The sequence below is a fragment of the Actinomadura harenae genome, assembly GCF_003696215.1.
Taxonomy (GTDB): Bacteria; Actinomycetota; Actinomycetes; order Streptosporangiales; family Streptosporangiaceae; genus Spirillospora; species Spirillospora harenae.
Genome location: NZ_RFFG01000181.1, coordinates 1 through 9,785, shown reverse-complemented (window position 1 = coordinate 9,785; position 9,785 = coordinate 1). Strand labels below are relative to the sequence as shown.

9 protein-coding genes are annotated in these 9,785 nt (G+C 73.9%); 3 read left to right on the top strand and 6 right to left on the bottom strand.

The annotated features are described in order from the left end of the window. From EBO15_RS41470 to ligD (EBO15_RS41460), 3 genes are all read right to left on the bottom strand, one after another. Nucleotides 1-858 (bottom strand): FAD-dependent oxidoreductase (locus EBO15_RS41470; RefSeq protein ID WP_233616831.1); only part of this gene is annotated, 858 nt, incomplete at its 3' end. A gap of 112 nt (nt 859-970) precedes the next feature. Further along, nucleotides 971-1,936 (bottom strand): non-homologous end-joining DNA ligase, encoded by a 966-nt coding sequence (gene ligD, locus EBO15_RS41465; protein WP_122199928.1) that lies wholly within the window; start codon nt 1,934-1,936, stop codon nt 971-973. Further along, nucleotides 1,926-2,900 (bottom strand): non-homologous end-joining DNA ligase, encoded by a 975-nt coding sequence (ligD, locus tag EBO15_RS41460; RefSeq protein ID WP_122199927.1) that lies wholly within the window; start codon nt 2,898-2,900, stop codon nt 1,926-1,928. Before ligD (EBO15_RS41460) ends, ligD (EBO15_RS41465) begins: the two co-directional genes overlap by 11 nt. Before the next feature lie 344 nt (nt 2,901-3,244). Here ligD (EBO15_RS41460) and ku point away from each other — a divergent pair, with 344 nt between their 5' ends. Then, on the top strand, nt 3,245-4,282 hold the full coding sequence (gene ku, locus EBO15_RS41455; RefSeq protein ID WP_122199926.1) for a non-homologous end joining protein Ku: 1,038 nt from the start codon (nt 3,245-3,247) through the stop codon (nt 4,280-4,282). 35 nt (nt 4,283-4,317) lie between these two features. Here ku and EBO15_RS41450 read toward each other — a convergent pair whose 3' ends face one another. The 3 genes from EBO15_RS41450 to moeZ form a co-directional block, all read right to left on the bottom strand. Next, nucleotides 4,318-5,097, bottom strand: a complete 780-nt coding sequence (locus EBO15_RS41450; protein WP_122199925.1) for an SGNH/GDSL hydrolase family protein — start codon at nt 5,095-5,097, stop codon at nt 4,318-4,320. Nucleotides 5,098-5,199: 102 nt separating this feature from the next. Next, entirely contained in the window at nt 5,200-5,502 is a 303-nt protein-coding gene (locus EBO15_RS41445; RefSeq protein WP_122199924.1) for a hypothetical protein, read from the bottom strand. Nucleotides 5,503-6,035: 533 nt separating this feature from the next. Beyond that, nucleotides 6,036-7,217, bottom strand: a complete 1,182-nt coding sequence (gene moeZ, locus EBO15_RS41440) for an adenylyltransferase/sulfurtransferase MoeZ (RefSeq protein WP_122199923.1) — start codon at nt 7,215-7,217, stop codon at nt 6,036-6,038. A gap of 209 nt (nt 7,218-7,426) precedes the next feature. Here moeZ and EBO15_RS41435 point away from each other — a divergent pair, with 209 nt between their 5' ends. Further along, nucleotides 7,427-8,239: a hypothetical protein gene (locus EBO15_RS41435; protein WP_122199922.1), complete on the top strand. Its 813-nt coding sequence runs from the start codon at nt 7,427-7,429 to the stop codon at nt 8,237-8,239. Nucleotides 8,240-8,241: 2 nt separating this feature from the next. Continuing rightward, a complete protein-coding gene (locus EBO15_RS41430) occupies nt 8,242-9,519 on the top strand; it encodes a S8 family serine peptidase (protein WP_233616830.1) in 1,278 nt (425 codons plus the stop codon). Nucleotides 9,520-9,785: the final 266 nt, after the last annotated feature.

Sequence of the window (9,785 nt, the reverse complement as noted above, 5' to 3'; positions counted from 1 at the left end):
CGAGGCCCCGGCGCCGCCGAACCGGACGCGGCACGTCTCGTCCACCGCCAGGGGCCGCCCGCCCTGGACGGTCACGCCGAGCGCCTCCAGGCCGAGCCCCTCGACCCGCGGACGGCGCCCGGCGGCGACCAGGATCCGGTCGGCCTCGACGACGCCGCCGTCCGACAGCCACAGGCGCGGTCCGCCGGGGCCGCGCTCGACCCGCGCGGGCTCGGCGCCGAGGCGCAGGTCGACGCCCATCCGGCGGAGCGCGCCCGCGAGGAGCTCCCCGGCGAACGGGGCCTCGTCGGCCAGCAGCCGCCCGGACGCCTCGACCACCGTGACCGCCGACCCGAACGCCGCGTACACCTGGGCCATCTCGCAGCCGACCGGCCCGCCGCCGAGGACGACCAGGCGGCGCGGCAGGTCCGGGACGGTCAGGGCCTCGTCGCTCGTCCAGACCGGGACGTCCGCCAGGCCCTCGACGGCTGGGACGGCCGGTTCGCTGCCGGTGCTGACGACCAGGTCGGCGAAGTGGTGGGGGACGCCGTCCACGTCGAGGACGCCGGGCCCGGCGACCCGGCCCCAGCCGCGCAGCACGGTCACCCCGGCCTCGGCCATCCGGGCGACCGCCCGGTCGTCGTCGAGGTTGCCGGTGACCTCGTCGCGGCGCGCGACGGCCAGCTCCCAGGTCTCGCCGCGCCGCGCCGACAGCAGCAGCGACTTGGACGGGACGCACGCGAAGTACGGGGACTCGCCGCCGACCAGGCGGTTCTCCACGAGGGCGACGAACCGCCCGGCCAGGGCGAGGTCGGCCGCGACGCGCTCGCCCGCCGTGCCCCCGCCCAGCACGATCACGTCGAAGTGGTTCTGCGACATCGACAACTCCTCCGGCACCGCTCGTCAGGTCCCCGCCCCTCATGGTGACGGACTTCGACGTCGGAGAGTGCCGGTTCGAACACATACGGCGTCCGATTTTCGCCCCGGCCGGTCAGGGAAGGCGCCGGCGCCCGTCCGAGCGGCCGTTGTCGAGGAGAGGAGCGAGGAGATCGCCGTCCCGTTCGAGGCGGGCCAGCACGTCGTCGGGGCCGAACACCAGGTCGGAGGCGCTTTGGGCGGCCTCCAGCTCGTCCCAGGAGACCGGCGCGGACACCGACGGGTGCGCCGCGGCGCGCAGCGAGTACGGCGCGACGGTCGTCTTCGACGGGCTGTTCTGGCTCCAGTCGACGAAGATCCTCCCCTTGCGCAGGTCGCGGCCCATCTTCGCGACGACCAGGTCCGGGTGGTCGGCGGCGAGGCGCTGCGCGGCGGCCTTCGCGTACTCCGACGTCCGGTCGGTCTCCTCGACCGGGACGTACAGGTGCAGGCCCTTCTTGCCGCTGGTCTTCGGATGGCAGGTCAGGCCGTCCTCGGCCAGCAGGTCCCGCAGCAGGACGGCGACCCTCCGCGCGTCCATGATCGTCGCGGGCGGGCCGGGGTCGAGGTCGAAGACCATGAGGTCGGGCGCGTGCAGGGTGCCGTCCGGATCGACCTTCCACTGCGGGACGTGCAGCTCCAGCGCCGCCAGGTTCGCGCACCACACCAGCGTCGCCAGGTCGTCGACGACGACGAAGTCGAGGCTGTCGCGGCCGCGTGAGCTGCCCGGCGTCGGGACGGTCGCGCGCCGCACCCACGCCGGGGTGTGCGAGGGGGCGTTCTTCTCGAAGAACGAGCCGCCGTCCACGCCGTCCGGGAACCGCTTGCGGGTGGCCGGACGGTCCCGCAGGTGGGGCAGCAGCGCCGGCGCGACCCGGACGTAGTAGTCGATCACCTCGCCCTTGGCGAAGCCCGGGTACAGCTCCTTGCGCAGGTTCGACAGGGACAGGTCGTGCCCGTCCACCTGGACGGTCTGCCTGCGTGGTTCGGAGCGCGGCGGTTCGGAGCGCGGTGGTTCGGAGCGCGGCGGCTCAGGGCTCACGGGTCACCTCCTGCGGGTCCTTGTCGTCGCGCAGGCCCCGCCAGGACGGGAACCGCAGCCGGTCGTCCCGGGTCCGGACGGCGTAGGCGACCTCCCCGACCAGCAGCGGCTCGACCCACTGCGCGTCCCGGGCCACGTCGCGCGGCACCTCGTCGTCGTACGGGCTGGACGGGCGGCGCAGCGGCCACAGCAGCTCGTGCAGCTCGTCCAGCGCCCGGTCGGTGAACCCGGTGCCGACGTGCCCGACGAAGCACAGGCGGCCCTTCGCGTCGTACTCGCCGAGCAGCAGCGAGCCGACGCCGCCCTCGCGCCGCCCGCGGCCCGGCTTCCAGCCGCAGACCACGACCTCCTGCGTGTGGAAGTTCTTGATCTTCCGCCAGAAGTCGACCCGGCGTCCGGGCCGGTAGGGCGAGTCGAGCCGCTTGGCCATCAGGCCCTCGAGGCGCTGCTCGCGGGTGAAGTCGAGCAGCTCGGTGACCTGGGCGGTGTCCGAGCCGTCCAGGTAGGGCGGGGCCTCGACCGGGCCGGTCGCGGCCAGTTCCAGGTCGGCCAGCAGCGCGCGGCGCTCGGCGTAGGGGGCGTCGAACAGCGTCCGGCCGTCCAGGAAGAGCAGGTCGAACACGACGTACCGGACGGGCACCTCGCGGATCAGCCGGGCGCCGGGGTGCGCCACGTGCATCCGCCGCTGCAACCGGCCGAAGCTCGGACGGCCCTGCTCGAACGCGACGACCTCGCCGTCCAGGACCACGTCGTGCTGGGGGAGCAGGTCGGCCAGCCCGGACAGCTCGGGGTAGTGGGACAGGACGTCGGCGCCGCGCCGGGACACCGCCCGGACGCCGTCCGCGGACACGCCGGTCAGCACGCGCACGCCGTCCCACTTGAGCTCCAGGCCCCAGCGCGCGGTGTCGTCGGGAAGCTCGCCGGTGACGGCCGTCATCGGCTCCACGGGCCACGGCATGGTCATAAAGCCGTTCCTACCCCCGGCCCGCGCCCAGGAAAAGGATCTCCCGTCCCCTCTGGGCGAATTCGAACCACTCGACCGGAGGGGGTCGACACGGTCCGGACCGGGCGGATTCGGGATGGTGTTCGCGTCGTCGCAGGTGGATCGGGCTTGGGGCGGCCGGGACGCCGAGTGGCCGGGAGAGCGCGGGGTAGGTAGGAGGCACGCCCCCTGACATCGCCTCGGTACCCCGGGCGGTGCCAGGGGGCGCTCACCCGGGGCGCGCGCCACCCGGACGGAGCCGCCGGAGCGGGCATCCGGCGACGGGGCCCCCGCTTGTGCGCGGCTCAGGAGGGTAAGCACCGTTTATGCGCTCCATCTGGAAGGGTGCGATCTCGTTCGGCCTGGTCACGATCCCGGTCAAGCTGTACTCGGCGACCGAGCAGCGGGACGTGTCCTTCCACCAGGTCCACCGCGAGGACGGCGGCCGCATCCGGTACAAGCGGGTCTGCACGATCGACGGCGAGGAGGTCGCGTACGGCGACATCGCCAAGGGCTACGAACTGCCGTCCGGGGAGATCGTCGTGCTCACCGACGACGACTTCGCCGACCTGCCCCTGACCAGCAGCCGCCGGGTCGACGTCCTGCAGTTCGTGGACGCCGAGGAGGTCGACCCGATCTACTTCAACAAGACCTACTACCTCGAGCCGGACACCCAGGGCGTCAAGCCGTACGTCCTGCTGCGGGACGCGCTGGAGGAGTCCGGCAAGGTCGCGGTCGTGAAGGTCGCCCTGCGGCAGCGCGAGTCGCTCGCGACGCTGCGCGTCCGGGACGGCGTGTTCGTCCTGGAGACCATGCTCTGGCCGGACGAGGTCCGCACGCCCGACTTCCCCTTCCTGGACGAGGAGATCGACGTCCGGAGCCAGGAGCTGACGATGGCGACCTCGCTCATCGACACCATGTCCGGCGACTTCGACCCGTCCGACTACAAGGACGCCTACCGCGAGGCCCTCGAGGCCGTCATCGAGGCCAAGGTCGAGGGGCGTGAGGTCGTCCAGCCCGCCGAGGAGCCGGCCGGGGCCCCCGCCGCCGACCTCCTCAGCGCCCTGCGCGCCAGCGTGGAGGCCGCGAAGCAGGGCCGCTCCGCCGAGGCCGCGCCGAAGAAGAAGGCCCCGGCGAAGAGCACGTCGAGGAGCACGGCGAAGAAGACCGCCGCGAAGAAGGCGGCCCCGGCGAAGAAGCGCGCCTCGTCCGGCGGGACGTCAGGGGAGGGCGGCACGTCCGCGGGTGGGGGAACGGCCCGCAAGAGCACGTCCGAGAGCACGCCCAAGAGGGCGGCGAAGGGCGCGGCGAAGAGCGCCAAGAAGAGCGCCGCGCCCAAGTCCCGCTCCCGCCGCTCGGCCTAGCCGGGCCCGCCCGGCGGCCCGCCCGGCGGGGCGCGTCAGCGCGGGTCGGGCTGGAGGTCGACGGGCTCCAGGGTGGGGCGCTTGGGCTTCACGTCGTCGCCGGACGAGTGGCCGCGGAGGCGGCGGCCGACCCACGGGAGCAGGTGGGCGCGGGCCCAGCGGACGTCGAAGAGGAGCCGGGCGCCGCGGCTCAGCTCGGGCAGCGGGGCGAGGCGCGGCTCGCGCCAGTCGCCGGCGTCCGGGACGTCCAGCGCCTCGAGGACGGCCAGCGCGAGGCGCCGGTGGCCCTCCGGCGACATGTGCAGGCGGTCGACGCCCCACATGCGCCAGTCGCCCAGGACGTCCATGGACCACTGGTCCACGACGTGCGCGCCGTGCCGGGCGGCGATGTCGCGGAGGTGGTCGTTGTAGCGGGCCACCCGGTCGCGGGTCAGGCGGATGACGGCCGAGTCGGCCGGGTCGACGCCGGTGAACAGGACGACGTCCGCGCCGGACGCCCGCAGGCGCGCGACGGCGGCGTCCATGGAGGCGGCCAGGTCGGCCACGTCCGTCCCGGGGCGGAGCAGGTCGTTGCCGCCGCCGGACACGGTCACCAGGTCGGGGCCGAGCTCCAGCGCGGCGGGCACCTGCGTCTCGATGATCTGCCCGAGGAGCTTCCCCCGGACGGCGAGGTTGGCGTAGGTGAAGCCGTCCTCGCGCCGCGCGAGGTCCTCGGCGACCCGGTCGGCCCAGCCGCGCGGGCGGCCGTCCGGGTGGTCGTCTCCGATGCCCTCACTGAAGGAGTCGCCGATCGCGACGTAACGCGTCCAAGCCATGACCTCATGGTATTCAGCCTGGTCACGCGGTCCGTCCATCCCCGGGACCGGCGCCGGGGACGGCCGGCCGGTGTTCAGCGACCGGTGTTTCGGAGACCGTGTTCAGAGATCGGTGTGGACGGCGAGGACGCGGGCCAGCGTGGCGAGGGCGCGGTCGGGTTCGGCGCACGGCGAGATCCGCTCGCCCCAGCCGAAGTAGTAGAACCAGTCGCCGCCGGAGTGGTCCGGCGCGGCGATCACGCTCTCGTTCAGTCCGGGCAGTTCCATGTTGCTCACCAGGGCCGTCGGCCACCGGTCCCCCGGGGCGGCGACCTCCACGAGCCAGCCGCTGGAGCGCAGCCGGTCGACGAGGTGCTCCAGGTGGCCGAGCGCCCGTTCGGCATCAGTGACGATCCGAGTGGACATCGTTCCTCCAAGTGCGTGCGGGACGCGGCGGGCGGCCACGGCCAGGACGCCGGTCCCCGCGGGAGCGGGAACCGGCGTGCGGGGCGCGAGGAATGTGGTCGCCGGTCACGGCGCGATGTGCGCGGCCCGTCCGGCGCGGCGGGTCGCGGCGTTGGCGGCGTCCGCTCGTGTGGGCGGCGGGACCGGAAACGCGTTCAGTCTGACCAGCGGTGACCCAGATCACAAGCGGATCGGGTCGAAGAACCTGACGGAACGCCTCTGCCCTCCCGCCGGTCGCCCGAAACCTCGCAGGTCACGCGGGGGGCGCGGGCCTTGGCGGCGATGCGGTCCGGTCCGAACCCGCCCCTGTCCGAACCCGCCCTGTCCGAACCCGCCCCGGTCCGAACCCGCCCCGTCCGAGCCCGCCCGTCCGAACCGTCCCGCCGTCACGGAGGGCGCCGGGAACGCGCGACCTGTACGACGACGGCAAGGCCCCTGGGGCGAACCCCAGGGGCCTGGTGGCCGGAACCGGTCAGCGCCTCAGCAGGACGGCGTCAGTAGGACGGCAGGCTCGGGTCGATCTGGTTGACCCACGCCACGATGCCGCCGCCGACGTGGACGGCGTCGCCGAAGCCCGCGTTCTTCACCACGGCCAGCGCCTCGGCCGACCGCACGCCGGACTTGCAGTGCAGGACGATCTGCTTGTCCTGCGGCAGCTTCTCCAGCGCGGACCCGTTGAGGAACTCGCCCTTCGGGATCAGCGTCGCGCCGGGGATCGAGACGATCTCGTACTCGTTCGGCTCGCGGACGTCCACGAGGAAGATGTCCTCGCCCCGGTCCTGCATGGCCTTGAGGTCGTGGACGGAGATGGTGGAGTCCTTGGCGGCGAGGGTGGCCTCCTCGGAGACCGCGCCGCAGAACGCCTCGTAGTCCTCCATCAGCTCGGTGATGGTGGGGTTCTCGCCGCAGAGCGGGCAGTCGGGGTCCTTGCGGACCTTGACCGTCCGGTAGCTCATCTCCAGGGCGTCGTAGATCATCAGCCGTCCGACCAGCGGCTCGCCGATGCCGGTCAGCAGCTTGATCGCCTCGTTCACCTGGATCGAGCCGATGGACGCGCACAGCACGCCGAGGACGCCGCCCTCGGCGCAGGACGGGACCATGCCGGGCGGCGGGGGCTCGGGGTAGAGGCAGCGGTAGCAGGGGCCGTGCTCGGCCCAGAACACCGACGACTGGCCGTCGAACCGGTAGATCGAGCCCCAGACGTACGGCTTGCCGAGCAGGACGGCCGCGTCGTTCACCATGTAGCGGGTGGCGAAGTTGTCGGTGCCGTCCACGATCAGGTCGTACTGACCGAAGATGTCGAGGATGTTGTCGCGGTCGAGCGCGAGGTTGTGCACGACCACGTCGATCAGGGGGTTGATCTCGCGGACGGTCGCGGCGGCCGACTCGGCCTTCGGCAGGCCGAGGGTGGACTGCCGGTGGATGACCTGGCGCTGCAGGTTCGACTCGTCCACGACGTCGAAGTCGATGACGCCGAGGGTGCCGACCCCGGCCGCGGCCAGGTACATCAGGGCGGGCGAGCCGAGGCCGCCGGCGCCGACGCAGAGCACGCGGGCGTTCTTCAGGCGCTTCTGCCCGGCCATCCCGACATCGGGGATGATCAGGTGCCGCGAGTAGCGGTTGACCTCGTCACGGGTGAGCTCCGGTGCGGGCTCGACCAGCGGTGGCAACGACACGGTGGGTGCTCCTGTGCTGACGCGGTGCGGTTTACGGGGGCGGACGCCGTCGTCCTTTCACGGACAACCTTGCCATGCCCCGCGGCATTCCCGGGGACGAGTCCCCAGGTGGGACGCCTCACACGAGGTCCGCACAGCATGAGTGGACATCTGAGGGTTCCCTGGGGGATGGGACGGATCGGTGCTTTGCCGGGTTAGCCTTTCCCGTTGTGGCGTTCCTGCCCCCAGAACAGCAGCCTCCGCCGTTCCACGGCCCCCCGGCGGAGCCCCCCGGGCCACCGCGGGCCGTCGTCCTCGGGCTGCGCGCGCGGCAGTGGATGATCGTCGCCGCCGCGCTCGGCTGCGTCTACGCCCTCGTCGGCGGGGCCGCCCTGGTGTCGGCGTGGACGTCCCTGCACCGCGGCCCGACCAACGCCGAGATCCAGGTCGCCGCGCGCGCCGAGGTCGCGCGCCGCTGGGAGGCGTGGCCCGCCGAGCGGATCTTCCCGGAGCGCATCTCCTACGAGGTGCGGCGCGGCCGGACCGAGTTCGCCGGACGCGCCGGGATCGCGGCCGAGGCCGACTGCTCGGTCTCCGTGGACCCGCCCGTCGCGGCCGTCCTGACCCGGAACGGCTGCCGCGCCGTGCTCCGCGCGACCTACGTCGACCAGATCCAGGGCGTCGCGACGACCATCGGCGTCGCGGTCTTCGCGGACGCGACGACCGCCGACCGCGTCCTGCGCGAGGTCCCGCCCGACCAGGAGGGGACGCCGGTGAGGAACGGCGTCCGTGCCATCGCGTTCCCCGGGACGGCGGCGGCGCGGTTCACCGACGCCGCCCGGCAGGACTCGACGGCCGACCGCGGCGGCCCCTACCTGGTGCTGACCTCGTCCGGCGAGACCGACGGACGGCCCGCCGCGTCGGTCGCCGAGCGCCGCCCGAACCTCCCGTTCGCGGTCGCCCCGCAGCTCGCCCGGCAGATCGCGCACACCCTCGGAACCCAGGCCCTGCCCGACTGCTCCCGCGGCGAATGGAAGTGCTGATCGTGAGTCGTTCGGTGAGGCGCGCCGGGACGGTCGCGGTGGCGCTCGCGCTGGCCTGGCCGTTCGCCGGGGTGGGCGTCGCGCGGGCCGATCCCGTCCGGGACGCCCAGGATCCGTCCCTCGGCACGATGGACGTGCCGTCCGCGTGGAAGGTCACCAAGGGGGCGGGCGTGACCGTCGGGGTCGTCGACTCGGGCGTCCAGACCGGGCAGCCGGAGCTCAAGGGGCAGGTCACCGCCGGGCCGGACATGCTCGCCGACGTGGACGGCTCGACCAGGCCCGCGCGGCTGCACGGCACCAGCATGGCGATGCTCATCGCCGGGAGGGGCCGCGGGCCGGGGGGCGGGAGCGGCGTGATCGGCGTCGCGCCGCAGTCCAGGATCATCGCGGTGCGGTCCATCGCCGAGCCGGAGGACCCGTCCTACCGGACCTACAAGACGACCGACAAGGGCGAGGGCGCGACCGCGCGCGGGATCCGCTACGTCGTGGACCACGGCGCGGACGTGATCAACCTGTCCCTCGGACGCGTCGATGAGAAGCCCGACGAGCGCGACGCCATCGGCTACGCCGTCTCCAAGGGCGTCGTCGTGGTCGCGGCCGTCGGCAACGACGGCGACAAGCGCAGCGGCTTCGACGGCAAGGGCTACGCGCCCTACTCGTACCCGGCGTCCTATCCGGGCGTGATCGCCGTCGCCGCGACGACCCAGAAGCACGTCCGCGCGGGCTTCTCCAACCGGAACTTCTCGGTGCTCGTCGCCGCGCCCGGCGTGAGCCTGCCGGGCATCGGCCCCGAGCACGGGGCCTACTACCTCATCGACGGCACCAGCGCCTCGACCGCGCTGGTCTCCGGTGTCGCGGCGCTGATCCGGTCCAAGCATCCCAAGCTCGCCCCGGCGCTGGTCGCGCAGGCGCTCGTCGCGAGCACGCCGTCCTCGGGGGCGTCGTACGACGCGTCCCTGGGGCACGGCGAGGTGAACGCGGCGAAGGCGCTGGCCGCCGCCGACCGGCTCGCCGCGATCCCCAAGGACGCGGCGGGCCGGCCGGGCGGGAGCCGGTTCGGCGCGGGCGGCGAGCCGGGGCCGGTGACGGTGATCCCGCGTCCGACCTGGGCGAAGGTCGTGGTCGGGGTGGTGATCCTGGGCGGCGTCGGCGGTGCGATCGCGGCCGTCGCGATCGCCATGACGCTCGCCCGCCGCCATCCGCACCCGGAGACGCCGTCCGCCGAGGCGCCGCCCCCGCGGGCCGTGCCTCCGGCCTGGGGCGCCCCGCCCGGTTCCTGACCCCTCGTCCCGGCGCCAGCGCGGAGCGTGCCCAGCTCAGGCTCGGTGCGGGCTCGCGCGGGACCGGTGTCGTGGTGCGGCGTTTCATGATCGTCCGATCGGCTACGCTCCGCTCGTGGCCCGTGCCGAGATCACGACGGCCGGGCGCGGATCCCGGCGCATGCTGCTGGCGGCGGCCGTCGTGTGCCTGGCCGTCCTCGCCGCGGCCGGGGCCCGGCTCGCGCGGGAGACGCTGCGCGGGCCGACGGCGGCCGAGCGCTCCGCCG

What these genes read in the sequence shown, in the direction of transcription:
- ligD (WP_122199927.1), bottom strand. Translation starts at nt 2,900, where the DNA reads ATGACCATGCCGTGGCCCGTGGAGCCGATGACGGCCGTCACCGGCGAG.
- ku (WP_122199926.1), top strand. Translation starts at nt 3,245, where the DNA reads ATGCGCTCCATCTGGAAGGGTGCGATCTCGTTCGGCCTGGTCACGATC.
- EBO15_RS41450 (WP_122199925.1), bottom strand. Translation starts at nt 5,097, where the DNA reads ATGGCTTGGACGCGTTACGTCGCGATCGGCGACTCCTTCAGTGAGGGC.
- EBO15_RS41445 (WP_122199924.1), bottom strand. Translation starts at nt 5,502, where the DNA reads ATGTCCACTCGGATCGTCACTGATGCCGAACGGGCGCTCGGCCACCTG.